We start from the raw sequence: 26,059 nt of genomic DNA, 5'->3' as shown, positions 1-26,059 counted from the left end.
AATTTTGTGGCAATTATGAGCATTATTTCCACAGACATCCAAAAAGCCATTTCGTTGTTAGAAAACGAAAAATTAGTCGCAATCCCAACAGAAACTGTTTATGGTTTGGCTGGAAATATTTTTAGTGAAAAAGCCATTCAGCAAATATTTACCACCAAAAAAAGACCGCATTTCAATCCGTTGATTGTTCATATTCATTCATTAGAGGCATTAAAAAGTATTGTTTCGTATGTTCCTGAAAAAGCAAAAAAGTTAGCTGAAGCCTTTTGGCCTGGTTCTTTAACGCTTGTTTTGCCTAAGAAAAATACCATTCCTGATTTGATTACAGCTGGAAAAAATACGGTGGCTGTTCGTGTTCCAAATCATCCATTAACACTGGAATTATTGAAACAATTGCCTTTCCCTTTAGCAGCTCCAAGTGCAAATCCTTTCAATAGTATTAGCCCTACAAAAGCGATTCATGTTGCGCATTATTTTGGAGATAAAATCGATTTGATTTTAGATGGTGGTTCTTGCAAAAACGGTATTGAATCTACAATTGTAGGCTTTGAAAACGAGGAAGCTGTGATTTATAGATTGGGAGCTTTGTCTGTAGAAAATATCGAAAAAATTATTGGAAAAGTCACTTTAAAAAATACAAAAGAAGAGAATCCTGAAGCTCCAGGAATGCTATTGAAACACTACGCTCCTAAAACAAAAACCATTTTAACAGACAATATTTTAGAAGAAATTAAAAAATTTCAGGGAAAAAAGATTGGGGTCTTGGCTTTTCAAAATGAAGTTATTTCGGATGGGATTTTCGAAAACATCATTCTTTCTAAAACCGGTAATTTAGAAGAAGCTGGTACGAATTTATATGATTCGCTTCACCAATTAGATTCGTTAGAATTGGATGTAATTATTGCCGAAAAATTACCTGAAATTGGGTTAGGGAATTCCGTAAACGATCGTTTGCAGAGAGCTGCTTTTCAAATATAGCGGGGATTAAAAATCCTTATTTCTGATTGAAAAACGCTTTTACATCCGCTATTTCCTCTGGTTTTGCGATGATTTTTTTGTTTTTATCCAATATAAAATAAGTAGGTGTGGAAACAATTTGATAGGTTTTTGCAACTTCATTTTCCCACTTTTTCAATCCCAAAACATTGTACCATCCATAAAGATTTGTTTTTGAAAAATTTTCCCAAACAGAAGCCTCTTTTTCAAGCGCAAAAGCAATTACTTTGATGTTCTTTTTATCCTTTAAAAAAGTGTGTAATTGAGGAACTTCGCGCAAACAATGAGAACAACTCGTGCTCCAAAAAACCAACACATATTGTGATGCGTTATTCAAAGTGGATAATTGCATTTTTTTGCCTTTTTCTGTCCAAGTAAAATCGGGAGCAATTCTGCCAATTTCGGTTGCAAAAAGAGCTAATTTTTCTTTTCTGAATTTAGCATCTTGTAAATTTTCTGGCAATTTATTATATTGATTTTCAAAAAGATAATCAATGATTTCCAAATTTTTAGTTGCTTCAAATTGTGTAATCAAAAATTCAATAATTTCTTTCTGATAGGGTTGACTTTTTATTTTCCCAAGTACTTTTTTAATGGCTTCCTTATACAAGTTTTGTTGTGTTTTTTCATCATCAGAAAAATTGAGATAAAACACAAAATCAGCAACTCTATCTGTAATAAAAGTGGAGTTTTTAAGGGTTTCATTTGAAAAATCGATTTTATCAAAATACGTATTTTTCAAAGTATTCATATATACTTCTGGCGAACTTTCTATTTCTTGTAAATTGTTTCTTGAAGTCGCTTTTACTAGTGGATAAATGTATTTATTTTTAGAAAGCTCTTCATATTTTTGTTGGGTTTTTACCACTTTTGCAAGTGATTTCTTGTAAGATTCAGCTGCATTTAAGGTAGAATTTTGAAAAACTGCAATTTGAATTGAATCTAATTTTTCTTGAGCTGCATTTATTTTTTCCAAATATTCTTTATACAATTTATTCTCTTCTGATTTTAAAAATGTAATGGTTTCATCTGGATATTGTGGATTGAAACGAAAAGTAACATCTTCTTTATGGTAAAAAAAATCGACAGAACCTGCACCTTCTAAAGCGTATGTTGCTCTGTAAGCTCCTGACTTGGCAGTGGAAGGAAGTGTAATTTCAAAAACACTGACAGCTTCTTTTTTGTTTCCAATTTTTAACGAATCCGCTTTTAAGGTTGTATTGTTTACAAAAATTTTTTTTGTGGCCTCAATTTTATATACAATTACCCAATCTGTTTTGACTTTTGGAACTAAAATTCCTTTAATTTTATGCTGTGAATAACTGAATGAAGTTAAAAAAATAAGGAACGTAAGAATTGTTTTGGTCATTTTTTGTGTCAATTTTTCTTTTTTAAATCGTATTTCTAATTCACATCAAAAGTACTATTTCTATGGGAAAATAGGTATATTGTAACGTTAAAATTATTCATATGAATTTTTCAGATAAAGTAGTTTGGATTACTGGAGCATCCTCAGGAATTGGAAAAGCATTGGCAATTGAATTGAGTCAACAAAATGCGAAATTGATTCTTTCCTCAAGAGATCTCAATGGTTTAACATTGGTGAAAAAAGAATGCAAAACTCCAGAAAAAGTAACGATCATTCAGCTAGATTTAGCCAATTATGAAACCTTTTCTGAGAAAGTGGAGAGTGCAATTGCAGCTTTTGGAACCATTGACATTTTAGTAAATAATGGGGGAATTAGTCAACGTTCATTGGTAAAAGACACGGATATTTTGGTTGACAAACGAATTATGGATGTAAATTATTTGGGAACTGTTGCGTTGACAAAAGCGATTTTACCTTATTTTACGGAACATAAAAAAGGTCATTTTGTAGTTACCACAAGTATTGTTGGCAAAATTGGAACACCTTTACGTTCAAGTTATGCAGCAAGCAAACATGCTTTGCATGGTTTTTTTGATAGTTTAAGAGCAGAACATCATAAGGACAATATTGCTGTCACATTGATTTGTCCTGGTTTTGTAAACACCAATGTTTCTATAAATGCGTTGACTGGTGATGGTTCTCCACAACAAAAAATGGACCTTGCCACTCAAAATGGCATTGAGCCAGAGCGTTTTGCGAAATTGATGGCAAAAGCGATTCAACAACAAAAAGAGGAAGCGTATATTGGCGGATTTAAAGAGAAATTGGGCGTTTATGTAAAACGATTTTTTCCAAAAGTGTTGTCAATAATGATCCGAAAATTGAGTGTTACTTAATCTTCAAAAAAACCCAGACTTTCAAAATAAGCAAGAATGGCTTCTTTCATTAAAATGGTTTGTTCACCAGGTTTTAAATTGGGCAATTCTGTAATAATTTTATAGTGAGGCCATCCATCTTCATCAAAAAAATCAAATTCATAATAACCATAAGGTTCCAATAATTTGCAAATCGCAATGTGCATTAAATTGAGTTTTTCATCTTTCTTAAACGCGCGATAACCTTGTCCAAGTTCTTGAACACCAATTAAATAAATAATTCCATCAACATTTAATTCCTCTCCTTCAGAAAATTTTTCGGTTAATTGTTCTGTCAAAAAATCCCACTTTTCTTTGAGACTCCATTCTTTTGTCATTGCTCATTGATTTAAAAACGTAAAGATACTCGCTTCATTTTTAAATTGTAAAAAAAAGGTGTAGGTTTGGATAAATTTTCTTTTCAATGACTGTTTTTGATATTGTAATAGCATCTTTTTTGGTTTTAGGCTTTATTAGCGGTTTTATGAAAGGTCTATTTTCAGAAATTGCTTCGTTAGTGGCAGTATTATTAGGAATCTATGTTGCAATTCATTTTTCGTATTATGCTGAAGATTTTTTGAGAGAAAGTATTTTAGGCTGGAACAGTAAAACCAATAAAATTGTTGGGTATATTATTACATTTTTAGGAGTGGTTATGTTGGTAATTTTTACGGGAAAAATACTCACAAAAATAGCAGATATAACTGCTTTAGGATTGATTAACAAAGTATTAGGCGGCTTTTTTGGTCTACTAAAAACGGCACTTATTTTTAGTATTATTTTTGTTTTTATAGATAAAATAAATGCAAAAATTCCATTTCTAACTGAAAAAGTTCAAGAAGAATCTATTTTATTTGGACCAATAAAAATCATAGCTCCTACTATTTTTCCATCAATTATTGAACAACCCAATGACTGGAAAATAGTTTTTCCAGATGCTGAAATTTCAATCTAAAATTTCATTTAGCCAATCAAAATAGTGCTTGTAAACTGTTTCTTTTTCTGACGCAACATAGGCTAAAAAAGCGGCAGCAACTGGAGATAGTTCCTTCTTTTTTAAGTAAATAAGTTTCCATGTGGAACGCAAAGGCAATCCTTTTGTGGGAATTATTTTCAGTTCGTTTTGCAGTAATTCATTTTTAATACTCAATAATGAAACAATAGAAACGCCAATATCCGCAACAACAGCTTGTTTGATGGCTTCGTTGGAAGTCAAAACTAATTGTGTTTTTGGGGCAATCTTCTCTTGTTTAAAAAACTCCATCATAGTGTGTCTAGTTCCTGAACCTTCTTCTCTGAAAATTAATGGAATGGTTTTGAAAATCGTTTTTTCATTTTTATCATTATTCAACAGCGTGTTGTTTTTTGCAGCAACTAACACCAAATTGTTCTCCATAATGGGCAATTCATTCAATTCTAAATGAGTTGGACTGACAGTAACCAAGGAAAAATCGACCAAGTTTTGTTCTAAATCTTTGATAACATTCGTTTTGTTTGATACATCTAAAACCAACTCCACTTTGGGATGTTTTTTTAAAAACCCATTCAAAAAATAAGGCATTACATAATTTCCTGTAGAAACTACTGAAATTCGTAATTTTCCAGAAAGCAATCCTTTAAAAGCAGCTGTTTTATATTGAATGGTTTCTGTTTTATTTAGAATTTCTAGCGCAATTTCATAAATTTCTTTGCCAAAATCGGTAACATAAAACTGTCTTCCAATCACTTCTGATAAGGGAATTTCAAACTGGTCTTGAAAGTTTTTCAACTGAATAGAAGCTGCAGGTTGTGTCATATTCAATTCAATTGCCGCTTTTGTAATGCTTCTATGCGCTACAATTGTGGTAAATACTTTGAGTTGATGTAAGGTAAAATTCATAAATTATATTAATGTGTTACATAACAAAATTAAATAAAAATATATGAATAATTGCCTTTAGATTTGCACGAATTTTAAAATATATATATGAGTATTGATATTTTAATCAGCAATTTAACAAATCCGGTTTTGTTATTCTTTGTGTTAGGAATTATTGCATCACTTGTGAAAAGTGATTTAAAAATCCCAGATTCTTCTTCAAAGTTTATTTCTTTGTATTTATTGTTTGCCATTGGTTTTAAAGGAGGACAAGAATTGTCACACAGTGAATTCAATTCAGAAATTTTATATTCTATTTTATTTGCCATTGCGCTTTCGGTCATAGTTCCTTTATACACTTTTTATATTTTAAAATCAAAAGTTGGCACTCCAAATGCTGGAGTAATTGCTGCTGCTTATGGCTCTGTAAGTGCAGTGACTTTTGTGACAGCGGTTTCATTTTTAGAAAATCAAGGCATCACTTTTGGTGGTCACATGGTGGCAATCATGGCAATTATGGAATCTCCAGCCATTATTGTTGGTGTGATTTTAATCATGCTAAATGATACTTCAACAACCAAAAAAGAATCGTTTGGGAATATCATAAAACACTCATTTACAAGTGGAAGTGTGTTAATGTTGATAGGAAGTTTAGTAATTGGTTTGGTCGCAGATGCCACTCAGGCAAGAGGGATTGAGCCATTTACAACTGATATTTTCAAAGGTTTTTTATCCTTATTTTTATTAGAAATGGGAATGGTGACCGCAAGTAGAATCAAAGGATTTTTACAACATGGCGTTTTCTTATTTATATTCGGAATTTTAGTGCCTCTTTTTAATGGAATGTTGGTTGCGTATTTGAGTGGTTTTGTAACAGAAAGTGAGGGTAATAGACTGTTATTCGCCATTTTAGCTGCAGGAGCTTCATACATTGCAGTACCAGCAACCATGAAATTGGCTGAACCAAGAGCTGATGCAGGAATTTATATTCCCATGGCTTTGGCAATTACTTTCCCATTCAATATTACTATTGGAATGCCCATTTATTTTGCTGTGGTACAATTATTTTAAAGTTCGTTTTATGAGTAGTTTTGTAAAACTAAAAACCATCAAAATTATTTTTGATGGTTTTGCTTTTTAAAATTAATGGTTATTTAAACATCTAATTTAAAAACATCGTCTAAATGTTCATCACTATTCATGGTTACTTTTAAATCTTTGATGAGTCCATTATCCAATCCATAAACCCAACCATGCAACTCTAAACCAGAATCATTTTTCCATGATTTTTGAACAATGGATGTTTTTGCCAAGTCATATACTTGTGCGATTACATTCAATTCAACCAGTCTGTCAAATCGTTTTTTATCATCTTTAATTTTGTTCAATTCTGTATAGTTTTCACGATACACTTCTTTGATATTTCGTATCCATTTGTTAATCAACCCCAAAGATTTATTCGACATTGCCGCTTCAACACCTCCACAACCATAATGCCCACAAACAACAACATGTTTTACTTTTAAATGATTTACGGCATAATCTAAAACACTCAACATATTCATATCTGTGTGAACTACCATATTTGCAATATTTCTGTGCACAAATATTTCACCAGAAAGTGTTCCTGTAATTACGTTTGCTGGCACTCTACTATCTGAGCAACCAATCCACAACAATGGTGGTGATTGTGCTTTGGAAAGTTTTATAAAATAATCTTTGTCGTTTGCAATCATTTCTTCTGCCCAAGCTTTGTTATTTATAAGCAGATTATCGTAATAGTTATCTTTCATATTTTTAGTTTTTTGATTTTTTTGGATTTATTTCACTGAAAAATTTCACGAAACTTTCAGGATTTTCAATTGTTTTTTTGGTTGATATTACCCTTATTTCTATGTGTCTTTCTTTTGCCTTGACAAGGAAATCTTCCAATATTTCAATGATATCATAATCTAGATACTGTGTTTTTCTTACATCAATTTCAAGGTGAGAATTCTTTGGAATTTTATCTAACTCATTGAGAATTGCTCCTTTATTAAAAAAAGTCACTTCTTCAGCAAGTGTCATTTTTAAATGACTTTTGTCTGCTGAATCAATTTCTTTGTGTAAGAAATGTGAATTTTGATAACTTTTTATCAAAATTATGACAATTCCAACAGTTAATCCCAATCCAATTCCTTTTAATAAATCTAGAAAAACAATTCCAACTATAGTAATTAAAAAAGGAACAAATTGTTTCCAACCTAATTGATACATCTTTTTGAATAAAGAAGGTTTTGCTAGTTTATACCCAACTACCAATAAAATAGCTGCTAAAACCGATAAAGGAATATTATTCAATAATTTGGGAATTAATAAAACAGAAATTAACAATAAAAATCCGTGAATTATGGCTGATATTTTACTTTTTCCACCTGATTGAACATTCGCAGAACTTCTTACAATCACTTGAGTAATTGGCAAACCACCAACCAAACCTGATAAAATATTTCCTGCTCCTTGTGCTAATAATTCTCTATTTGTAGGAGTTACATTTTTATCAGGATCTAATTTATCTGTAGCTTCAACGCTTAATAAAGTTTCCAAACTAGCTACCAAAGCAATCGTAAAAGCCACAACCCAAACGTCCAAATTACTGATAACACCAAAATTTGGAAAGCTAAATTGTCCTAGAAAAGAATTCAAACTTTCTGGAATAGGAACATTTACTAAATGTGTTTGAGAAATGGATAAAGTAGCGTTATTTTTTGTTACCAAATAAAATACAATTCCAAGAACAACAGCCACAAAAGGGCCTTGAATAACTTGAAATAATTTAGATTTTTTACTGAGAACATTGTCCCAAAAGAGAATAACCAATAATCCAACTATCCCAATTATTAATGATCCTGGAATGATATTATTCACGGCATTTTGTAACTCAGAAAATGTATTTTCAGAGTCTACTTGTAAAAAAGCATCATCTCCAATTGGATCTGCATCATATCCAAAAAAATGTGGAATTTGTTTTAAAATGATAATGATTCCAATTCCAGTAAGCATTCCTTTAATCACAGAAGAGGGGAAAAAATACCCGATAATTCCTGCTTTTAAAACACCAAATAATAATTGAATACAGCCCGCTAAAACAACAGCAACAAGGAAATTTTCATATCCTCCCAAAGTGCCAATTGCAGTCAATACAATAGCAGCCAAACCAGCTGCAGGGCCACTTACCCCAATTTTAGAGCCACTCAAAGCTCCAACAACAATTCCACCAATAATACCCGCAATAACTCCTGAAAATAGTGGTGCACCACTAGCTAAAGCGATTCCTAAACAAAGGGGAAGTGCAACAAAAAATACAACGATACTCGCAGGAATATCGTTTTTTAACGTTTTAAACATTTATGTGAATTTTATCTTACCCGTAAAGGCAAGTTTTTGATTGATAATTTTAAGTTGATTTCTGAGGTTAGAGAAAAAACTCAGGTGGTGGAGTAGTAAACTCTATAAGATGTATTTTGTGAGAAAACGTATTTTTAAAAACAGGTGCTTTTGCAGGGTTTGTTTTAGGAATTATTAGTGATGAAAATTTGGTGATTTTTTGAAAAAAAGCGGTTTCAAATTCTGGCTCGATTTCAATTTCATCTGGACAAGTATTGATGATTTGTTCTGAAGGAATATCTGAAAAAGTTTCGGATAAAACATAGGAAACCTTTACTGTCAACAACAGTAAAATCAGTAGTTTTAAATAAAATAATTTAGAGTATTCAATCAAATTTATAGTTCTTTTATTTCTTTTGCATTGATCCAACCTTGTTTTCCATCCGCTAATTTAATCTTTTTCCAGTTATCTAGCGCATCTAAAACAATAACTTTAGTGCCTTCGTGCAAAATAAACACATCTTCAGAGTTGAAAGTTGGTGCATTTTTAACAGCAGATGTTTCTGCAAAAACGATGGCTTCTTTGTTGTTTTTAAAGAATAAAAATTGGTTATAAGTGATTGAAAAAGAAATAACTAACAATAAAAAACCTACTATACTCGAGCCAAAATAAAACCTCTTTTTAGCAGATGAATTTGCAAAATAGAATAGCAAAAATAAAATGCAGGCAAGGAATGAAAAAACTACGGAAACAATCGCCCATTGATTGTAAGAAAGTTGTTGCAAATAGTTTACATTGATTTTTTGAAAGATATTTTTCGGAAGTTCCTCTATATTATCCAATGCCAATCGCTTTGCAAAAATCAAATTATTTTGAGCATCTTCGTTTGTCGGGTCTAATTTCAGGGCTTTTTCAAAATAATAAATTGCAGGACCAACTTTGTTGATTTTATAATAGGAGTTTCCTAAATTGTAATACAATTCAACCGAAATAGTTCCTTTAGAGGCAATTTGGTGATACAATTCAATGGCTTTTTCAAATTTCTCATTTTTATAAAAATCATTTGCCGAGTCAAATAAATCATCAACACTTTGAGCAAATAAGGTGTTCGCAAACAGTAGAAATAAAAAAAATGTCTTTTTCATCATGATAATTGTTTGTCTATTTGAACGATTACTTCTTTCGCTTTTTCAAATTCTTTGTTCATCTCCGTGTTTGTAACAGGAGTATATCTGGCAAAATCAGAAGCCTGTAACACTTCAATAAATTTAGAAATTGTTGCTGCATCAACTTTCTTTTCTTCTAAAATTTGGGTGATTCTTTCTTTACTGATGTCTGCAGTTTCAATGTTTAATTTTGCCTTCAAATAATTGTGCAATGCACGCTCTAAAGCCTCATAAAACGCCTCTTTTTTACCCAATTGTTTTTGTGCTTCCGACAAGAATTTTCGAGCTAATTTCTCTGCTTTTCGCAAACGAAGTCCAATCACATCACTATTTCGTGCTTCATTTCTTTTTCCAATAAAAATGCCAATTGGAATCGCAATAAATGGCAATAATAATAACAAATAAAACAAGGGAGAATTATAAAAATCAGCTGTTTTTTGAGATTGGAAAACCGTTTTTGTTTGAATATATCTAAAATTGTTCCCTAACGAAACTACATTTTGTTTTTCAATGGCATTTTGTGAAGTTTCATTGGTTGTTGATGTCAATTCCTTTCCTTCCAAAACATCCACATACATATCTTCAGTAGTAATTGTTTTATACGCTCCTTCTTTCGGATTAAAATACGAAAACGACACTTTAGGTATTTTATATTTCCCTTTGTATTGGGGAACAATCGTATAAGAATCTGACACAGAACCACTGATTCCATCTGTATTAATACGGACATTTTCTTTTCTTTCTGGTTGATATTTTTCCAATTCAGCAGGTGTTTCCACTGTAGGAAGTTCAAATAATTTTAAGTTACCTTTTCCAGAAACATCGATTTTTATTTGCGAAGATTCATTGGCTTTCAGCACTTCTTTGCTCAAAGTTACATTGAAACTAAACTCCCCAACAGCACCTGTAAAATTCTCAGGCTTTCCATTCAATGGCAATTCTTTTGGGTTGATTGTTTTCTTTGGTGAAGCAAATTCTTTTTGAATATTTTTACTGATAACGTTTCCAAAAAAATCAGCTCTTCCTGTTGGAACACCAATTACAATATCCATTTTCATGGGATCAATGGTTAAATTTCCTGTTTTTGTAGGAACGAGCAATGCTTTTTGCAATACAATATATCTGTAATTTTGCCCATTGTATTTTCCCATTTTCACAGGATATCCATCAATTTGAATTTCTTGATTCCAAAAACCATTGTATTGTGGAGCTTCTGTTACAGAAGTGTCGTAAACACTTACATTTTCGCTCACATACAAACGATATTCTACATAAATTCCTTCTCCCACATAAGGATTTGTTTTGGTTACTTCAGCTACCAAATGAATATTTTGATTGGCAATATATTCTGGGTCATTGGGATTTTCAGGAATGTCAATTGGTTCAGTTACTACTACTTTTATGTATTTTGTATAAATTTTTTCTCCACTAATTTCAATAGATGCTGGCTCAATAATCAATTCGCCTTTTCTAGTTGGCTTTAAAATATAAGTATATGATTGTGAGAATGTTACTTTTCCGTTAATCCAAGATTGACTCACAGATTGACTTGGTCCTGCAACGACTTTAAACTCTTTGAATTTTGGTGGCGTAAAATGATCTCCACCTTGTTTGTTTATGGAAAATTCGATGCGCAAACGCTCATTCAAACCCAGAGTATTTTTACTTATTGAAACACTCAATTCAGCTTGTTGAGCAAAAATCGAATAGGATAATACGCTTATTATAAATGATATGTAAATTTTCAGTTTCATTTTTCTCTTAAAAAACGGGCAAATTTACCAATCTTTTTCTTGTTTTAACTTGTCTCCTTTTGCTTTTTGAGCATTCATTTTTTGTTGGGTCTTTTTTTCTTCATTTTGAAGGCTTTCCAACAATTGTTTTATTTGTTCAGGAGACATTTTTCCTTGTTGAGGTTTTGGTTTCTCTTTTTGATTTTTATCATCCTCTTTTTTATCTTGATTCTGATCTTTTTTGTTTTTATCTCCTTCACCATCCTTGTTTTTATCGTCTTTTTTATCCTTGTCTTCGCCTTCTTTTTTATCTTGATTTTGGTCTTTTTTATCTTTCTTATCCTTATTATCCTTATTGTCTTTGTTATCCTTATTATCTTGATTTTGTTTGTCTAACAATTTTTGAGCAACAGCCAAATTGTAGCGTGTTTCATCATCATTTGGATTATTTCTCAACGAGTTTTTAAATGCATCAACTGCTCCTTGATAGTTTTTTGTTTCCATCATGGCGTTTCCAATATTGTGAAAAGCTTCCGCTTTTGTAAACTTATCAGTAGCTGTTTTTGCTGTCAATTCGTATTGTGGAATTGCTTCTTGATAATTTTTATCTTGATACAAAGCATTGCCCAAATTATAACTTGCTTTGTCATAATAAGCACTATTATTCAACGCTTTTTTATATGCCACAGAAGCATCAGTAAATTTTTGTTGTTCGTACAAAGCATTTCCTTCTCTTACTAATTTTCGGGCATTTCTTTGCAATGCAATAGAATCTTTTTGAGCCACAATTTCCAACCCAGAAAAGAAAATCCCTAAAAAAAGAAGCGTATTTAGTAGTATTTTCATGTTATGTTGTTGTTTTTTCTTCGTTAAACAAATCGATATTTTTTACCCATTTTGTTTTTTTCTCAAACAAAAAAGCATCTAGCAATAAAAAGAGAATAGCAATTGCCAAAAACCATTGAAACTGGTCTTTATAATCGGAAAATTGCTTGGTTTCAAACTCACTTTTTTGAGCATTTGTGATGATTTCTGTTATTTCATTCACTGGATTTTCGGTAGAATTTCCGTCAATATATTTTCCTTCTCCAATGGAAGCAATATTGTCTAAAATATCTCCATTTCTTTTTGTGATTACTGTTTCCCCTTGATTGTCTTTTTTATAACCAATCATTGTGCCATTCATGCGCATTGGAATTGGCCCTCCTTTTTCGGTTCCAATACCAATTGTATAAATTTTTACTCCTTCATTTATCAAACTTTGAGCAACTTCTTTCGTTTCTTCTTGATGATCTTCCCCGTCAGAAATTACTATCAAAAAACGGTTGGTTTGCTCTTCATCATTGAAAAAAGTTTTTGCCAATTCTAGTGCCTCACTAATCGCTGTTCCTTGGCTTGAAACCATTTCAGGATTGGCATTTTGTAAAAACATATTGGCAGCTGCATGATCAGTGGTGATCGGAATTAATGGATACGAATTTCCTGCATACACAATCATTCCTACTCTATCTGAGCCTAAATTATCAATGATTTTAGAAATAATTTGTTTGGCTTTTTCCAATCTATTGGGAGCAATATCTTCTGCTAACATACTTTTGGAAACATCCAACGCAAAAACCACATCAACTCCTTCTCTTTTAACCGTTTCCAATTTTGAACCCATTTTTGGATTAACCAATGAAATGATTAAAAAAGCAATGGCAAAAAGTAGCATTGTCAACTTTAAACTTGCCTTAAAAGGAGAAGAATTTGGCGCTAATTTTTTCAATAAATCAGCATCCGAAAATTTGCGCTGTGTTCTTTTTTTCCACCAAAAAACCAATAGAAAAACCGCAATCATCAAAGGAATGATTGCTAAAAGCATAAAATATTTGGGTTCTTCTAATCTGTATAATTCTGACATTATATAAAGCTTTTAAATAATGTATTTCTCAATAAAAATTCTAAAACGAGCAATCCAAGTGCTAAAAAAACCAAGGGTCTAAAAAGTTCTTCGTAATTGTAGTATTTAAATTCTTCTATTTCTGTTTTTTCGAGTTTGTCAATTTCATCATAAATTTCTTGCAAATCTTGATTATTGGTAGCTCTAAAATATTTTCCATCTGTTTGATTGGCAATATATTGCAATAGTTTTTCGTCAATTTCTACTTGCTGTTTTCTAAAATTTAGCAATCCTGTTCTTGGGTCTTTACTCCAAGGAAAATCGGCCATTCCATTGGTTCCAATTCCAATGGTATATACTTTTATTTCCAATTCTCTTGCCAATTCAGCAGCTGTTTTTGGATCAATATTTCCAGAATTGTTAACGCCATCTGTCAATAAAATAATCACTTTACTTTTTGCTTTGCTGTCTTTCAATCTGTTTACTGCTGAGCCTAAACCCATTCCAATGGCTGTTCCTCCATCCAATTGTCCCCATTGCAATTCTGAAATGACACTTTTTACAATACTTTTATCGCTAGTAATGGGCGTTTGCGTATAACTTTCTCCTGCATATAAGACAATTCCTATTCTATCATTGGGTCTTCTATCCACAAAATCAATGGCAACCACTTTCAACGCTTCTAATCTGTTAGGTTTTAAATCTCGAGCTAACATACTTGCAGAAACGTCTACTGCCATCACAATATCAATTCCATTGTTGGATTTTATTTTGGTACTTACGGCAACATTTCTTGGTCTTGCCAAAGCCACAATAATCGCAGCAAGTGCTAAAAGTCGCAACACATGTAACAAAGGTTTTAGTTTTGACAACAATGACGTAGTTGCTTTAAACCCTTTTACATTCGGAATTAATAAGGTGGCTCCTTCTTTTTTTCGAGACAAAAAGTACCAAATTGCCAAAAATGGTATCAAAATGAGCAACCATAAAAATTCGCGATTCAGAAATTCAAAATTATTCCAATTCATCTTTTTTGGGTGTTGGTTTTGGTTTTAAATTACTGATGATATCTTCAGCGTCTTTTCTGTCTTCTTCGATTTCTATGGAAATTGGTTTTGATTTCGCAAATTTCACCAAATCAGCTTCTTGCAATAATTCTTTTAATTTTTTGATAGTTTCTTTTGAGGTTTGAATGGTATTTGCATTCTGAAAATCACGCAACATTCCAATAATTTCATCGGTCGTTTTTTCCAATGCAGGCACTTGCAATTCACGCTCTATATAATTTCGAACAATTTCGGTCAATTCGCTGTAATATTCTTTCACTTGATTATTTTGCCACAACAACTTGCTGTCCAATTCATTCAATTTATAAATGGCTTCTTCAAAAGGAGGCAATACTTTATAGGTAGGTTTGTCTTCGGTTACTTTTCGTTTTCTGATGACAAAATAGTAAATCCAGAAACCTATAATGGCTAAAGCTGCTAACAATAAAAAAATATAAATTTTGAAATCATCAAAAACATAAGGTTCGCTTTTAATGGATTTTATAGGATATTTTTTGATTTTAGTAGTGTCAATTTCAACAGTTGCTACACTAATCAGTAAAGAATCTGTCAAATAAGCTTGATTTCTGACAAATACTTGTTGTTGTGGAATGTAAAATGCGCCACTATCAAAACCTGTCAACACATATTTTTGAATCAACATATTGTTGATGGTGTCTACTTTTGCAGAATCAATAATTTCCAAACCTTTGCCCAAAATTAGTTTTGGTAGAATGACATTTTCGGTTTCTTTTACAGAAATTTTATATTGAAATTGCTCTCCAATTCGAATGCTTGAGGTTTCAACCTGCGAATTCACCATGGAACTTTGTGCAAATCCAATGCTTGAAATAAATAGCAATATGTATGTTATAATTTTTCTCATTTTGATGTAAACTATCTTCCTTTTTGTTTGAAATAGCCTAATAATTTTTTTACATACCCTTCATCAACTCGTGTACTGATGGTTCCTGCACCACTTCTTTTGAAGGAATTTTGATAATAATCTGTCAATTTTAGCGCGTTTGCTTTGTAATTTGTTCGGATACTTTTTGAAGCAGTATTGACCAATTGTACACTTCCTGTTTCTGCATCAACCATTGGTACCAACCCTAAATTGGGGATTTCCTCATCAAATCTGTCATAGACTCTAATGCCTGTGATATCGTGTTTGCTACCAGCGATTTTCAGCGTTCGCTCGTAATTATCATCCATAAAATCAGAAAGAATAAAAACGATGGCTCTTTTTTTCATCACATTGGATAAAAATTTCAACGCTTCAGTAATATTTGTTTTTTTGCTTTTTGGATGAAATTCAATCAATTCTCTGATGATTCTCAATACATGACTTTTTCCTTTTTTGGGTGGAATATACAATTCAATGGCATCAGAAAATAGAATCAAACCAACTTTGTCATTATTCTGAGTGGCCGAAAACGCCAATGTTGCTGCAATTTCTGTAACTGTATCTTTTTTAAATTGATTGGTAGTTCCAAAAAATTCTGAGCCAGAAATATCCACCATCAACATCATGGTCAGTTCACGTTCTTCCTCAAAAACCTTTACATAAGGTTCGTTATAACGCGCAGTTACGTTCCAATCAATCGTTCTAACATCATCTCCAAACTGATATTGACGCACTTCAGAAAACGTCATTCCACGTCCTTTGAACGAAGAATGATATTCGCCACCAAAAATATTATTAGACAAGCGTTTTGTCTTAATTTCTATTTTCCGAACTTTTTTGAGTATTTCTTTGGTATCCATGAGCCCATCCTAAATCCTTCCCAAAGGGAAGGACTTTTTACATTCCTTAATTATTTTTTAATTTCGTTTTTGAATTCAATCTTCGCATCAACTTTCCTTTATTAAATTTAAGTAAGAATTTTTTAGCTTTAGGGAATTTGTCAAAAGCCAAAAGCTAAAAGCCAACAGCTATTAAGGTACTTCAATCTCATTAATTATCGCGTTGATAATATCTACAGAAGTGAAATTTTCTGCTTCAGCTTCGTACGTAATTCCTATTCTGTGACGCAACACATCAAACACAACTGCTCTTACATCTTCAGGAATTACATAACCTCTCCTTTTGATAAAAGCATAACATTTTGCTGCTTTTGCCAAGTTGATACTTCCACGAGGAGAAGCTCCAAAACTGATCAAATCTTTCAATTGAGGCAATTTGTATTTGTCTGGATAACGTGTTGCAAAAATGATATCCAAAATGTATTTTTCGATTTTTTCATCCATATACACCTCATCAACTATTTTTCTAGCTCTGATGATTTGTTCCGTAGAAATTACTGGATTTACAGATGAATAATCACCTGTTAAATTTTGACGCATGATAAGTTGTTCTTCCGCAAGTTTTGGATAATCAATCACCACTTTTAGCATAAAACGATCCACTTGCGCTTCTGGTAAAGGATAAGTACCTTCTTGTTCTACAGGGTTTTGAGTTGCCATTACTAGAAAAGGTTCTTCCAATTTGAAAGTAGTATCTCCAATTGTTATTTGGCGTTCTTGCATGGCTTCTAACAAAGCAGATTGCACTTTTGCAGGTGCTCTGTTGATCTCATCAGCCAATACAAAATTCGCGAAAATAGGTCCTTTTTTGATGGAAAAATCATTTACTTTGGTGTTGTAAATCATGGTTCCAACAACGTCTGCAGGCAATAAATCTGGCGTAAACTGCACACGACTAAAACTGCCTTGCACTGCTTTTGAAAGTGTATTGATTGCCAAGGTTTTTGCCAATCCAGGAACTCCTTCTAGCAATATGTGACCGTTTCCAAGTAAGCCAATCAACAAACTTTCTATCATTTGTTTTTGACCTACAATCACTTTATTCATTTCGCGAGATAAAAGATCCACAAAGGCGCTTTCTCTCTCAATTTTTTCGTTAATAGCTCTTACATCTACTTCCATTATATATACTGATTGATAGTTAATTTTTTATAGCAAACAAAACTACAATTTTAACAAAATTATTTTGTTAAAACAAGGTTAAAGGTTTTTAGCTTATCCCTTTAATTTTAAGGATTTTAGTTAAAATTTTTCAATGAAAACCTACTTTCTTCAAAAACTCCAAAAGTAAAGTATTGAATCCAATCTCCAAGGTTAAAATAAGTACTATTTTCATTCAATTTTATTTCTAATGGCAAGTGTCTGTGACCAAAAACAAAATAATCATACTGATGTTCTTGCAACTTTTTTTTGCAATATTGAACAAGCCATTCTTTTTCATCTCCCAAAAATTTGGCATCTTCTTCTCCTGAAATCAATTTGTTTTTTACTGACATGTATTGTCCTAGTTTTACACCCAAATCAGGATGCAACCAACGAAAAAGCCATTGAAATAAAGGAAAAGTAAATACTTTTTTCATGCGTTTATAGCCAAAATCTTCCGGGCCTAAACCATCTCCATGACCAATAAAAAATGTTTTATTGTTGATTAAAAACACTTGCGGTTTGTGATACACAGGAATGTTCAATTCTTTTTGAAAATACTCTTTCATCCACAAATCGTGATTGCCAACAAAAAAGTAAATGGGAATTCCACTGTCAGAAATTTCAGCTAATTTGCCCAAAACTCTGGTAAAACCTTTGGGGACCACTTTTTTGTATTCAAACCAAAAATCAAACAAATCTCCCAATAAAAAAATGGCTTCAGCATCACTTTTTATACTGTCTAGCCAAGCAACAAACTTTTTTTCTCTTGGCAAACTTGCTGCTGCAGTTGGCGCACCAAAATGTTGGTCTGAAGCAAAATAGACTTTTTTATATTGAGAAGTGGTGATTGAAATCATAATTTACAATGATACACTATTCTTGTTTCGTTTCCAACTCCAATACTTTTTGGAGCATTTTATCATCTTGATGAATGATTTTATAAAAACCAATATCCCCAAAAAGCACATTTGCAATGGATGCTTTTAAGTATTTTTCAATATTCTGCTTGGTTTTTATAGATGGATTTGCACGCTCTTTGATGGTTGTCAAATATTTTTGAAGAACCAAATTGTCTTTGTCAAAGTATTGGATAAAATCATTCAATTTCCATTTTTCGAGCTTTTTTCTATTCGCATCTACATAATCAAAGGCAAAATTATTCACAGAATTAAAGTAAAAACCAGACAAATAAGAAGTAGTATCAATTGCTACAAAAACATCAGGAATGATGCCTCCACCACCATAAACGATTTTTCCTTTGGGCGTTTTGTATTTCAATGAATCAACCACTTTGATGCTATCTTTGTTTAACAATTCTCCACTTTCAATGCGGTTTTCATAATCATCATAATAGTTTTCGGATGCATTTTTTCCATACGGTTTTTGAATAGAACGTCCTGTTGGCGTGTAATAACGAGCTGTTGTCAAACGCACTGCAGAACCATCGCCCAAATCCATTTCTACCTGAACCAATCCTTTTCCAAAAGATCTTCGTCCAATGATTTTTCCCTTGTCATTGTCTTGCAAAGCGCCTGCTACAATTTCGGATGCTGAAGCTGAATTTTCATCAATCAACACATACAAACCACCTTTTTCAAAAATCCCTTCTGAACTCGCAAAATATTCTTCAATAGTTCCTTTGTTATTTTTGGTGAAAACCATCAACTTTTTGTTTTCCAAAAATTCATCAATAATTCTGGTAGCAATATCAATATAACCTCCACCATTTCCACGTAAATCCAAGACCAGATCAGTCATGCCGCTTTTTTTCAAGGAACTTAACGCAGTTTTAAATTCACTATACGTATTTCTTGCAAAACGATCTATTTTAATGTATCCTAACGATTTGTTAATCATATATGACAAATCCACACTTTTGATGTTTACTTTATCTCTAGTCACATTTACAGTGAATATAGAATCGGATGTTTTTCTATAAATCTGCAATTTTACTTTGGTGAGTGGTTTTCCTTTCAAATATTTTGGAACATTGGCAGAACGAATTTTTTTTCCATAAAGCGTATCGTTATTTGCCATCAAAATACGATCACCTGCTTTGATGCCCACTTTGATACTTGGTCCTCCTTTGATGGGTTGAACCACAGTAATTGAATCGTTGATGATTCTGAATTCAACACCAATTCCAATAAAATTCCCTTCCATACTTTCTGTAACTGCTTGCAGATTTTCTTTTGGAATATAGACAGAATGAGGATCTAATTTTTCGAGCATTTCAGCAATGGCGCCATCTAACAATTGGTCAGTATTTACATCATCCACATAATCTTGTTCGATAAAATTGATGAGTTTTTTAATTTTTTGTTCCTGTAAATTATTTTTTGAAAAGACAGTACTTGACGAATTTCCACTAAAAAAAATCCCGATAATTATTCCGAAAATAACGGCTAATGAAAAATAAATAGGAAAATTGTTCTTGTTCATAAAAAAGGTAAATGGTTAATTTCGACACCTGCTTTTTCTAAAAAATCCAATCCAGAAGTATCTTTATACGCATTTGCATACACCACTCTTTTGATGCCTGCTTGATGTATTAATTTACTGCAATCTTTACACGGTGATAAAGTAATGTATAAAGTAGCATTTTTACAGGATTGTGTGGAGGCAGCAACTTTTAAAATAGCATTGGCTTCTGCATGCAACACTTCCCATTTTGTAACGCCATTTTCATCTTCACAACAATTGTCAAAACCTGTTGGAGTGCCATTAAATCCGTCAGAAATAATCATTCTATCTTTGACAATTAAGGCACCTACTTGTTTGCGTTTGGAATGAGATAATTTTCCCCATTCTTGTGCCATTTTTAAATAGGCTCTATCGTATTTTAATTGTTTTTCATCATTCATCAACAGCGAAAGTAAAAAGATTTGCGTGTAAAAATAGTTAATAATTTACCAAAACACTCTGTCTAGCATCATTTGAATTGAAAATCCGACAACAATTGATGAAGTTACCAAAATCCAATCTCTTTTGTTCACTTTCATCATATTTTGAAGCACATACCCAAGAATTAAAATACATAGCACAATGATGACTTGAGCAATTTCAATTCCCAAGGCAAATTCGGCCAATGGCACTAATTTATCATCTTCTCTTCCAATCATTCCTCTGAAATAATTGGAAAATCCCAAACCGTGAATCAATCCAAAAAATAACGCAAAAAACAAATTGACGCTGTCTTTTGTTTTTGATATTTTTTTGGCATTAAAAATATTGGTAACTCCTGTAATAAAAATGGTCACAGGAATTAAAAACTCAATAATTTCAACTTTAATTTGGATGATTTCAAAGGCAGCCAATGTCAATGAAATGGAATGACCAATCGTAAAAAGCGTCACTAACCAAAAGACTTTTTTCCAATCAACAAAGCCAAAAACAACCGCTAAAACTATCAAAAATAAAATGTGGTCATAGGCTTTTATATCCAAAACATGAAAAAGACCCATTTTTAGATATAGCATAAAATCGTTCATAAAATCGTTGTTTTAAAGTGGCTCAAAGATAAAAACCTTATCAATTGAATGATAAGGTTTTTGGATTTTTTATTTTTTCTTAAAACGCATAACTCAAACCAACAAGCCAATAATTTTGGATTTTGTTATCAGCAGTATCAAAAGTGGCAATCGGATTTGTAATAAGCGCATTGTTGAGTGCTTCTTGTTTGTTGTTTCGCAAACCAAATTCAAAACCAACACCAATTTTTTTCCATAAAGTGTATGAAAAAGAATTTGTCCAGTTCCAGTTGGATAAGTTACTGTTATTATAACTTGTAAAAATCGATACATTTGATTTTACGTTTAATTTGTAGTAAGACGCTGTATAATCAGCTACCAATTTTGCTCCTGGAGAAGATTGGAAATTAGCATCCCCTTTGCTAAACACAAAATTGTAGTTTCCAGGATGCATCACAACCACCAATCTTTCAGTTGGTGTCCATGTAAAACCAACCCCAAAATCTAAAAATCCAGGATTGTTAAAATTATCAATCAAGGTTGTTCTGTATTCTGTCAATGCAGAAAGGGCCCATTTTTCATTAATTCTTCTTCCGTATAAAGAAGTGATGGTAAAAACATCAGTGGCTGTCTCAAAACCTTCATCGCCAACTATTGCTTTGTCATCCAATTTTACCCAACCCAAATTGATGCCTCCAGAATTTCTCCAAAAGAATTTTTCTTCAATCAAATTGGCAAAACCATTTACAGTCACTCCAATATTTCCTGCAGATGCATTTGGGGCGTTTCTAGAATACCAATTGTTAAAACCAGAAAAACTTGCACCTATTGTACCAAAAGCCCCTTTTCTCCAACCCGGAAGTGCGTCAATTTGTTTTTGAAGTTGATCTGCTTTGGATTGCAATGCAGCAATAGAATCTTTTTTTGATGACAATTCTTTTTTGAGTTCATCTGTTGTTTGGGCATGAGAAAAAGAAAATCCTACAAAAACCAATAATATAAAAAGTGTAATTTTTTTCATTTTTTTAGAGTTTTAAAATTACAAATTTAAAAATATTCGTCAGAGAGCAAGTTTTATGAAGGGATTTTTAAAAATAGATATTGTTTAATTTATTTTTTTAACAATCATTTCAAAATCTTTATGTGATGGTTTTGGAGCATTGTTGTCAATGATTTTGTTATTTTCATCAAGGATTACGTATCTTGGAATGGAAATTCCAAAACTACTTTTTAGGTTTAAAAATTTAATCAAATTAGATTTCTTTCAATCAATTAATATTTAATTTTCTAAAATAAACTTTTCAATATAATCCAAAGCATCTTTTCCAGTACCTCTATATAAAATTTTCCTTTTACTATCTAATAATATAAAAGTAGGATAACTAACAATATTTAAATCCCTTATAATCCCAACTCTGTCTTTACTATAAGTATGTTGCCAATTCATATTATTATTATCCGAAACATATTTTTTAGAATCTTGTAAAGGACTATTAAAGGAAACTCCTATTATATTAACTTTATAACCTAATTCTTTATTTAGCTTAACCAAACTAGGAGTTAACTCTTTACAAGGTGAGCACCAAGTTCCCCAAAAATCGAGAAGGGTATATTTTTTGCCTAATAATTCATTTATTTTATGCTCTTTATCATCAAAACTTTTCAATTTAAAGTTTTTGATAGTATAACCAAGTCTATAGCTGTAAAAAGGGGTGTTTATTGTTAGTTTTTTTAATTTTAACATAGACATATCATCATAGATACTATCAATTTTATATAAATTATTAGAGATTTTAATAGTATCATTAAAATTGTAGATGAAATTTCTATTGTAAGCTTTTCCTATATTTTTATTTTTCAGAGAATCTGGTCTAAATAAAATTATATTATTATAAAATTTATTTTCTCCTTGTATTGCAATTTCATAATCTGTGTTTTTAATATTAATTTTCCCTTTCCAGTAATCTTTAATCTTTATCAATAAAGCGTATTTTTTAAATAGTTCTGAATTAATAAAAAAACGAGAATATGGATGATTAGGAGAAGGTAAAATTTGTAATTTTCTTTTGAAATTTACGATAGTATCATAACTTGCTATTTCATAATTAAAACTTCTTATTGGCAAGTCGTTTAGTTTTTCGGCATTATTAAAATCAAATTTTTCATCAAAAACAACAATTTCATCATCTCCATAATTATTGTTGTTTTGAGTATCTAAAATGATGACCTGTTTTCCATCTTTGAAACCTGAAACGGCATTAACTTGATGATTAAATGTTTTTTCAATCATTTTAATGGTGTCATTTATATAATATTGAAAATTTATTTTATCAGCTTCATTTTCAAAATAGTTGTTTTGCAATAGGTCATAAAGCAATTTTCCTTTTTGGAAAGAATAAGATACTATATTAAATGAGTCTAATTTTGGAATATTATATGATCTCTTAATTAATTCATTGTAATATTTTGGGTATTTTTCTTTATATGAAAACATAAGGAAATCTGTTGCCCTTGAATCGAACTCAAAATCAGTATTTATCTGATTTTGTAAACTTACACGTACATAATTTGTATTTATTGATTTAGAAACCTCCTTTTTCTTACAACTAATAAAAAAAATAATTACACTTATTTGTATTAAAATTCTTGATGAAATATTCATAAAATCTAATTTGGGTTATATTTATTTAATTACTTTCTCAACTCCTTTCAATAAATCCTCACCATATTGAAACCTTTTCAAAACGATTCCATCTGGGCTAATTAGAAAACTGCTAGGAATTTCACTTACTCCATATTTGAATGCAACTGAACTTGTGGATAATTTTTTATTATCGGAAATATTAATCCAGTCAATTTGTAAATCTGTACTTGATTTTAGCCAAGATTTTTCATCAACATCAAATGAAAAACTGACGATTTTAAAATTATCAGCTTGATATTTCTTTTGTAAAACTGGCAAAGTGGTTTTTATTTCTTCAATACAAGGCTTGCACCAAGAAGCCCAAAAATCTAAAAGCACATAATTTCCTCTATAATCTTTTAAACTGATTACTTTTCCATTTACATTTTTAGCAATAATTTCTGGTGCAATTTCGCCAACTTTTACTCCTTCAAATGTAAAATAATCATACAATGCTTTTCCTTTTGGAGAGTCTTTCAATTTTTGAGATAATTTATCATAGTAATTTTTCAAATCTTTTTTAGAGATACCTTCTTTAAAATAGATCATTTGAGATAAAGAGAAATAATTATCTGCATTTGATTTATCATTAAAAAAGTTATATGTAATTGTTAAAATTGAATCTTTATATTTTTGAAAATCTTTCTCAGAAATGATTCCGTTTTTCATTTGCTGATATTTTTCATTTCTTTTAGCATAAAGCTTTTTTAAAAGATTTTGATAAGAAAGATTCAAAGGATTTATTTCATTTCCTATTACAAAATCATTGGTTTTAAATTGATTTTCTTTAATTGTTTCAATATCTGTTTCAATTATTATTTCTCCTTCTTCAGCCCATAAACCTATGAGTATTTTTTCGCCATCATCAATCATAATTCCAGCTTGAAAAGGAAATTCTAATTCCCCTTTAAAATTAAATTTTCCCTGATTTACAATTGTAGAATCGATTACTTCTTCTTTTTCATAATTATATAGCAATACTTTTGAGTTTTCTTTAACTCCTTTGATTGTTGCATTTATTTCATAATAATCAGATTCATTAATTTTATCATTTTTAGTGCAATTGATAAAAACTAAAAATATTATTGAAAAAATCAGGAAATATATTTTTTTATATGTCATAATTAATGAGGATTATAATGTATTAATCAGTTCAAATTTTCTAAAATAATTTCTTTCAATCTTTTGTCACTTGGTCTTGGTGCATTCTCATAAATTAAATTTCCTTTTGCATCAAATATGATATATCTTGGAATGGTTTTCAAATTAAAATTATTGTAAAAATCAGCTTTTGGATAATTGAGCGCAAAAAAATTATTTTCCGTTATCAATTCTTCTTTAAATGCTTTTTCCCATTTATTTTTATCAGTATCAATTGAAATGTAAATAAATTTAATTTTAGAGTCTTTAAATTCATTTTGTAATTTTTTTGAACTTGGCATTTCTGCTCTACAAGGGGCACACCAACTCGCCCAAAAATCAACATAAACTAAATTTCCCTGATGCTTTTTTATAAGTTCATCAAGTGAGATTCTATTTGATTTATCATCAATCAATTCCACTAAATTTGAAGAAACGCTTAGTTGTTTTTCTTTTGTTAAATATTTCTTTTCAAAAAATGTTGTAAAAGAATTTTCGTCATATTCATTTTTATAGCTATTTAGATAATTTAAAACAATTTCGGAGCTTTCTTTTTGTTCAGTCATTTGATGCAAACAAAATTCTCGAAATAATTTTAGTGGATTTGCTTCAAAATAAGTAGGAAGTAGATCATATACTTTACTAAAGTTTACGATTCCATTATTTTCTTCTTTGTAAATTATTTGACTTATAAAAACATTTAAAAAACCATAAGATACAAATGGATCATTAAAAGCTAAATTACTTTCAAAAAATATGTTTTTGATTTTATTTAAAAAATAGGCATCATCACTTGCATTATAACTTTCTACAATTGACAAGAAATATTTGAAATTTAATTGAGATAATTCATGATCATAATTTACGCTGCTTATTAAATTTTTATCAAAAATATTTTTCAGTATTTGTTTTTTTCTGTAAAACTTTTTTTCAGAGGATTCGTCTAGTTTTCTAAATGCAACAATATCTGATTTTATTTCTTGATAATTTGGCGTTATTCTATTTGAGGATTCATCAACCTTCATAAACTTTTCGTAAAGTTTATTATGATTTATTATAAGGTCTTTTGAATTAAGTTTGTAAATATCCTCAAGAGAAAGAGTATCATATTTTTTTAAAACTGTATTCTTAAACTGAATTTTAGTGTCATTATCATAGATGTTTATTAGTAAAGTATCTCCACTTTTACATAAAACAGTTGTAAATGTGTTTTGATTTTTTATGTATAGTTTTAAATTTGAAAGAGCATCAATATTAATAGTATCTAATTTCTTCTCAATATCAATATCAATTCTATCAAAATTTTTTCTGTTAACTCCTGAACCTATATTTGTTTTGATATTGAGGTCATTCTTAATAATTAGGGTTATTTTATCTGATATTGCTTTTTTAATTTTGCTCTCTGTTTTATCACAAGAAATTAAAATTAACAAGGATATTATTGATATAACTTTTTTCATAAGTTTATGTAAAATAGGTTAAG

Annotated in this window: 27 protein-coding genes; 4 read left to right on the top strand and 23 right to left on the bottom strand. The window is 30.8% G+C overall.

All coding sequences use genetic code 11. The features are described from left to right. Nucleotides 1-15 precede the first annotated feature (15 nt). The gene (locus IU405_RS01560; RefSeq protein ID WP_197436873.1) at nucleotides 16-978 is read left to right on the top strand and encodes an L-threonylcarbamoyladenylate synthase; all 963 of its coding nucleotides are present in this window, start codon (nucleotides 16-18) and stop codon (nucleotides 976-978) included. Between the two features lie 16 nt (nucleotides 979-994). On the opposite strand, the gene IU405_RS01555 is transcribed toward IU405_RS01560, so the two are convergent. Next, the gene (locus IU405_RS01555) at nucleotides 995-2,365 is read right to left on the bottom strand and encodes a TlpA family protein disulfide reductase (protein WP_197436872.1); all 1,371 of its coding nucleotides are present in this window, start codon (nucleotides 2,363-2,365) and stop codon (nucleotides 995-997) included. Nucleotides 2,366-2,466: 101 nt separating this feature from the next. On the opposite strand from IU405_RS01555, the gene IU405_RS01550 reads away from it, so the two are divergent. Next, nucleotides 2,467-3,261, top strand: a complete 795-nt coding sequence (locus tag IU405_RS01550) for an SDR family oxidoreductase (RefSeq protein ID WP_197436871.1) — start codon at nucleotides 2,467-2,469, stop codon at nucleotides 3,259-3,261. On the opposite strand, the gene IU405_RS01545 is transcribed toward IU405_RS01550, so the two are convergent. After that, nucleotides 3,258-3,617 carry a hypothetical protein gene (locus IU405_RS01545; protein ID WP_197436870.1) on the bottom strand — a complete coding sequence of 120 codons (360 nt, stop codon included), beginning with the start codon at nucleotides 3,615-3,617 and terminating at the stop codon, nucleotides 3,258-3,260. The two genes, IU405_RS01550 and IU405_RS01545, sit on opposite strands and share 4 nt — an antisense overlap. Before the next feature lie 86 nt (nucleotides 3,618-3,703). Between IU405_RS01545 and IU405_RS01540 the strand changes: the two genes are divergently transcribed. After that, a complete protein-coding gene (locus tag IU405_RS01540; RefSeq protein WP_197436869.1) occupies nucleotides 3,704-4,234 on the top strand; it encodes a CvpA family protein in 531 nt (176 codons plus the stop codon). On the opposite strand, the gene IU405_RS01535 is transcribed toward IU405_RS01540, so the two are convergent. Beyond that, nucleotides 4,226-5,158, bottom strand: coding sequence for a LysR family transcriptional regulator (locus tag IU405_RS01535; RefSeq protein WP_197436868.1), 933 nt, complete (start codon nucleotides 5,156-5,158; stop codon nucleotides 4,226-4,228). The genes IU405_RS01540 and IU405_RS01535 overlap by 9 nt on opposite strands. A gap of 87 nt (nucleotides 5,159-5,245) precedes the next feature. Here IU405_RS01535 and IU405_RS01530 point away from each other — a divergent pair, with 87 nt between their 5' ends. Continuing rightward, nucleotides 5,246-6,208, top strand: coding sequence for a sodium-dependent bicarbonate transport family permease (locus IU405_RS01530; protein WP_197436867.1), 963 nt, complete (start codon nucleotides 5,246-5,248; stop codon nucleotides 6,206-6,208). 83 nt (nucleotides 6,209-6,291) lie between these two features. On the opposite strand, the gene IU405_RS01525 is transcribed toward IU405_RS01530, so the two are convergent. From IU405_RS01525 to IU405_RS01430, 20 genes are all read right to left on the bottom strand, one after another. Next, nucleotides 6,292-6,930 carry a carbonic anhydrase gene (locus IU405_RS01525; RefSeq protein WP_197436866.1) on the bottom strand — a complete coding sequence of 213 codons (639 nt, stop codon included), beginning with the start codon at nucleotides 6,928-6,930 and terminating at the stop codon, nucleotides 6,292-6,294. Nucleotides 6,931-6,934: 4 nt separating this feature from the next. Beyond that, nucleotides 6,935-8,524 (bottom strand): SulP family inorganic anion transporter, encoded by a 1,590-nt coding sequence (locus IU405_RS01520; protein WP_197436865.1) that lies wholly within the window; start codon nucleotides 8,522-8,524, stop codon nucleotides 6,935-6,937. 67 nt (nucleotides 8,525-8,591) lie between these two features. After that, a complete protein-coding gene (locus IU405_RS01515) occupies nucleotides 8,592-8,849 on the bottom strand; it encodes a hypothetical protein (RefSeq protein WP_197436864.1) in 258 nt (85 codons plus the stop codon). A gap of 50 nt (nucleotides 8,850-8,899) precedes the next feature. Beyond that, nucleotides 8,900-9,649 (bottom strand): SH3 domain-containing protein, encoded by a 750-nt coding sequence (locus IU405_RS01510; protein WP_197436863.1) that lies wholly within the window; start codon nucleotides 9,647-9,649, stop codon nucleotides 8,900-8,902. Next, nucleotides 9,649-11,424: a BatD family protein gene (locus tag IU405_RS01505; protein ID WP_197436862.1), complete on the bottom strand. Its 1,776-nt coding sequence runs from the start codon at nucleotides 11,422-11,424 to the stop codon at nucleotides 9,649-9,651. The genes IU405_RS01510 and IU405_RS01505 overlap by 1 nt, the downstream gene beginning before the upstream one ends. A gap of 24 nt (nucleotides 11,425-11,448) precedes the next feature. Then, nucleotides 11,449-12,249, bottom strand: a complete 801-nt coding sequence (locus IU405_RS01500; RefSeq protein ID WP_197436861.1) for a tetratricopeptide repeat protein — start codon at nucleotides 12,247-12,249, stop codon at nucleotides 11,449-11,451. 1 nt (nucleotide 12,250) lies between these two features. Next, nucleotides 12,251-13,306, bottom strand: a complete 1,056-nt coding sequence (locus IU405_RS01495) for a vWA domain-containing protein (protein WP_197436860.1) — start codon at nucleotides 13,304-13,306, stop codon at nucleotides 12,251-12,253. Then, nucleotides 13,306-14,313 carry a vWA domain-containing protein gene (locus IU405_RS01490; protein ID WP_197436859.1) on the bottom strand — a complete coding sequence of 336 codons (1,008 nt, stop codon included), beginning with the start codon at nucleotides 14,311-14,313 and terminating at the stop codon, nucleotides 13,306-13,308. The genes IU405_RS01495 and IU405_RS01490 overlap by 1 nt, the downstream gene beginning before the upstream one ends. Continuing rightward, nucleotides 14,300-15,217: a hypothetical protein gene (locus IU405_RS01485; RefSeq protein ID WP_197436858.1), complete on the bottom strand. Its 918-nt coding sequence runs from the start codon at nucleotides 15,215-15,217 to the stop codon at nucleotides 14,300-14,302. Before IU405_RS01485 ends, IU405_RS01490 begins: the two co-directional genes overlap by 14 nt. 11 nt (nucleotides 15,218-15,228) lie before the next feature. Then, the gene (locus IU405_RS01480; protein ID WP_197436857.1) at nucleotides 15,229-16,098 is read right to left on the bottom strand and encodes a DUF58 domain-containing protein; all 870 of its coding nucleotides are present in this window, start codon (nucleotides 16,096-16,098) and stop codon (nucleotides 15,229-15,231) included. A 171-nt stretch (nucleotides 16,099-16,269) separates the two neighbouring features. Then, nucleotides 16,270-17,259 (bottom strand): AAA family ATPase, encoded by a 990-nt coding sequence (locus IU405_RS01475; RefSeq protein ID WP_197436856.1) that lies wholly within the window; start codon nucleotides 17,257-17,259, stop codon nucleotides 16,270-16,272. Between the two features lie 116 nt (nucleotides 17,260-17,375). Next, nucleotides 17,376-18,140, bottom strand: coding sequence for a UDP-2,3-diacylglucosamine diphosphatase (locus IU405_RS01470; protein WP_197436855.1), 765 nt, complete (start codon nucleotides 18,138-18,140; stop codon nucleotides 17,376-17,378). Between the two features lie 16 nt (nucleotides 18,141-18,156). Then, on the bottom strand, nucleotides 18,157-19,725 hold the full coding sequence (locus IU405_RS01465) for a S41 family peptidase (RefSeq protein WP_197436854.1): 1,569 nt from the start codon (nucleotides 19,723-19,725) through the stop codon (nucleotides 18,157-18,159). Beyond that, a complete protein-coding gene (locus IU405_RS01460; protein ID WP_197436853.1) occupies nucleotides 19,722-20,147 on the bottom strand; it encodes a deoxycytidylate deaminase in 426 nt (141 codons plus the stop codon). Before IU405_RS01460 ends, IU405_RS01465 begins: the two co-directional genes overlap by 4 nt. Nucleotides 20,148-20,192: 45 nt before the next feature. Beyond that, nucleotides 20,193-20,774 (bottom strand): HupE/UreJ family protein, encoded by a 582-nt coding sequence (locus tag IU405_RS01455; protein WP_197436852.1) that lies wholly within the window; start codon nucleotides 20,772-20,774, stop codon nucleotides 20,193-20,195. A 79-nt stretch (nucleotides 20,775-20,853) separates the two neighbouring features. After that, nucleotides 20,854-21,774, bottom strand: a complete 921-nt coding sequence (locus IU405_RS01450; protein WP_197436851.1) for a DUF3078 domain-containing protein — start codon at nucleotides 21,772-21,774, stop codon at nucleotides 20,854-20,856. Nucleotides 21,775-21,858: 84 nt separating this feature from the next. Next, nucleotides 21,859-22,005, bottom strand: coding sequence for a hypothetical protein (locus IU405_RS01445; RefSeq protein ID WP_197436850.1), 147 nt, complete (start codon nucleotides 22,003-22,005; stop codon nucleotides 21,859-21,861). Nucleotides 22,006-22,032: 27 nt separating this feature from the next. Further along, a complete protein-coding gene (locus tag IU405_RS01440) occupies nucleotides 22,033-23,415 on the bottom strand; it encodes a TlpA family protein disulfide reductase (protein WP_197436849.1) in 1,383 nt (460 codons plus the stop codon). 21 nt (nucleotides 23,416-23,436) lie between these two features. Next, nucleotides 23,437-24,558: a TlpA disulfide reductase family protein gene (locus tag IU405_RS01435; protein WP_197436848.1), complete on the bottom strand. Its 1,122-nt coding sequence runs from the start codon at nucleotides 24,556-24,558 to the stop codon at nucleotides 23,437-23,439. Between the two features lie 26 nt (nucleotides 24,559-24,584). Further along, the gene (locus IU405_RS01430; protein ID WP_197436847.1) at nucleotides 24,585-26,036 is read right to left on the bottom strand and encodes a TlpA family protein disulfide reductase; all 1,452 of its coding nucleotides are present in this window, start codon (nucleotides 26,034-26,036) and stop codon (nucleotides 24,585-24,587) included. Nucleotides 26,037-26,059 lie beyond the last annotated feature (23 nt).

This window comes from Polaribacter sp. BAL334 (assembly GCF_015767435.1).
Lineage (GTDB): Bacteria > Bacteroidota > Bacteroidia > Flavobacteriales > Flavobacteriaceae > Polaribacter.
The sequence above is the reverse complement of the archived record's forward strand: the minus strand, read 5'-3'. Positions and strand labels throughout refer to the sequence as shown.

Excerpts from the sequence above, each read along its gene's own strand:
- IU405_RS01560 (WP_197436873.1), top strand. The coding sequence starts at position 16 with ATGAGCATTATTTCCACAGACATCCAAAAAGCCATTTCGTTGTTAGAA.
- IU405_RS01555 (WP_197436872.1), bottom strand. The coding sequence starts at position 2,365 with ATGACCAAAACAATTCTTACGTTCCTTATTTTTTTAACTTCATTCAGT.
- IU405_RS01550 (WP_197436871.1), top strand. The coding sequence starts at position 2,467 with ATGAATTTTTCAGATAAAGTAGTTTGGATTACTGGAGCATCCTCAGGA.
- IU405_RS01545 (WP_197436870.1), bottom strand. The coding sequence starts at position 3,617 with ATGACAAAAGAATGGAGTCTCAAAGAAAAGTGGGATTTTTTGACAGAA.
- IU405_RS01540 (WP_197436869.1), top strand. The coding sequence starts at position 3,704 with ATGACTGTTTTTGATATTGTAATAGCATCTTTTTTGGTTTTAGGCTTT.
- IU405_RS01535 (WP_197436868.1), bottom strand. The coding sequence starts at position 5,158 with ATGAATTTTACCTTACATCAACTCAAAGTATTTACCACAATTGTAGCG.
- IU405_RS01530 (WP_197436867.1), top strand. The coding sequence starts at position 5,246 with ATGAGTATTGATATTTTAATCAGCAATTTAACAAATCCGGTTTTGTTA.
- IU405_RS01525 (WP_197436866.1), bottom strand. The coding sequence starts at position 6,930 with ATGAAAGATAACTATTACGATAATCTGCTTATAAATAACAAAGCTTGG.
- IU405_RS01520 (WP_197436865.1), bottom strand. The coding sequence starts at position 8,524 with ATGTTTAAAACGTTAAAAAACGATATTCCTGCGAGTATCGTTGTATTT.
- IU405_RS01510 (WP_197436863.1), bottom strand. The coding sequence starts at position 9,649 with ATGAAAAAGACATTTTTTTTATTTCTACTGTTTGCGAACACCTTATTT.
- IU405_RS01505 (WP_197436862.1), bottom strand. The coding sequence starts at position 11,424 with ATGAAACTGAAAATTTACATATCATTTATAATAAGCGTATTATCCTAT.
- IU405_RS01500 (WP_197436861.1), bottom strand. The coding sequence starts at position 12,249 with ATGAAAATACTACTAAATACGCTTCTTTTTTTAGGGATTTTCTTTTCT.
- IU405_RS01495 (WP_197436860.1), bottom strand. The coding sequence starts at position 13,306 with ATGTCAGAATTATACAGATTAGAAGAACCCAAATATTTTATGCTTTTA.
- IU405_RS01490 (WP_197436859.1), bottom strand. The coding sequence starts at position 14,313 with ATGAATTGGAATAATTTTGAATTTCTGAATCGCGAATTTTTATGGTTG.
- IU405_RS01485 (WP_197436858.1), bottom strand. The coding sequence starts at position 15,217 with ATGAGAAAAATTATAACATACATATTGCTATTTATTTCAAGCATTGGA.
- IU405_RS01480 (WP_197436857.1), bottom strand. The coding sequence starts at position 16,098 with ATGGATACCAAAGAAATACTCAAAAAAGTTCGGAAAATAGAAATTAAG.
- IU405_RS01475 (WP_197436856.1), bottom strand. The coding sequence starts at position 17,259 with ATGGAAGTAGATGTAAGAGCTATTAACGAAAAAATTGAGAGAGAAAGC.
- IU405_RS01470 (WP_197436855.1), bottom strand. The coding sequence starts at position 18,140 with ATGATTTCAATCACCACTTCTCAATATAAAAAAGTCTATTTTGCTTCA.
- IU405_RS01465 (WP_197436854.1), bottom strand. The coding sequence starts at position 19,725 with ATGAACAAGAACAATTTTCCTATTTATTTTTCATTAGCCGTTATTTTC.
- IU405_RS01460 (WP_197436853.1), bottom strand. The coding sequence starts at position 20,147 with ATGAATGATGAAAAACAATTAAAATACGATAGAGCCTATTTAAAAATG.
- IU405_RS01455 (WP_197436852.1), bottom strand. The coding sequence starts at position 20,774 with ATGAACGATTTTATGCTATATCTAAAAATGGGTCTTTTTCATGTTTTG.
- IU405_RS01450 (WP_197436851.1), bottom strand. The coding sequence starts at position 21,774 with ATGAAAAAAATTACACTTTTTATATTATTGGTTTTTGTAGGATTTTCT.
- IU405_RS01440 (WP_197436849.1), bottom strand. The coding sequence starts at position 23,415 with ATGAATATTTCATCAAGAATTTTAATACAAATAAGTGTAATTATTTTT.
- IU405_RS01435 (WP_197436848.1), bottom strand. The coding sequence starts at position 24,558 with ATGACATATAAAAAAATATATTTCCTGATTTTTTCAATAATATTTTTA.
- IU405_RS01430 (WP_197436847.1), bottom strand. The coding sequence starts at position 26,036 with ATGAAAAAAGTTATATCAATAATATCCTTGTTAATTTTAATTTCTTGT.